This is a genomic window from Blastococcus sp. CCUG 61487 (genome assembly GCF_005222955.1).
Classification (GTDB): domain Bacteria; phylum Actinomycetota; class Actinomycetes; order Mycobacteriales; family Geodermatophilaceae; genus Blastococcus.
Window position 1 is genome coordinate 1 of record NZ_LWUA01000270.1, and the last position, 818, is coordinate 818.

General features: G+C 70.0%; 1 protein-coding gene. It reads right to left on the reverse strand.

Annotation, left to right across the window (positions count from 1 at the left end; all coding sequences use genetic code 11):
- The coding region (locus A6V29_RS17665) for an IS481 family transposase (RefSeq protein ID WP_137161527.1) at window positions 1-706 on the reverse strand (706 nt) is incomplete at its 3' end.
- Between the last annotated feature and the right edge of the window lie 112 nt (window positions 707-818).

Here is an 818-nt window from a genome sequence, read left to right on the forward strand (position 1 = left end):
GGGCGTCGCGGAAATCGAAGGATCGGTAGCAGTTGCCGTTGTCGGTCAGCACCCGCTTCACGCTGACTCCGCAGCTGGTGAAGTACGTGTGGGCGCGAGTCCAGAACGCTGCGGCGGTCTCCTTGCGCTCGTCGGTGAGGATCTCGGAGTAGGCCAGCCGGGAGTGATCATCGAGCGCGGTGTGCAGGAACGCGTAGCCCGATCCCCGCTTGCGGTTGGGCCGGGCGGCGCGGCCGTGCACCCGCCAGCCACCGCCGTCGGGGATCCGGCCGAGCTTCTTGACGTCCAGATGCACCAGGTCGCCGGGGGCGGCGTGCTCGTAGCGACGGATCACCCGGCCGGTGGCCCGGTCCAGCCACGCCAACCTGGCCAAGCCGTAGCGGGAGAGCACCCGGTGCACCGTGGAGGGATGCACGCCCAGCAGGAACCCGATGCGTGCCGGCCCCCAGCGGCGGAGGACGCGGACCTTGATGATCCGCCGCTCGAGGCGGGTCGGGGTGCGCCGCGGACTGCGGTGCGGACGGCTGGGACGGTCGACCATCCCGGCGGCGCCATGTTCGCGGTAGCGGCCGGCCCAACGGGCCGCGGTGGTCGCCGAGACCTGGAAACGCTCAGCCGCCCGCCGAAGCGGCCACTCCTGCTCGACGACGCAACGAGCCAGCTGCAGACGACCGCGCGGGGTCAGTAGGGCGTTAGCGTGGGACACGAAGACCTCCGGGTTGAGGAGCGGTTCCTAGACAGCTCCACACCTCACTCGGAGGTCTTCCTCATGTCATCGACCCACGCCGCTGTCGTCACCAACGTCCGTGGTCAGTACA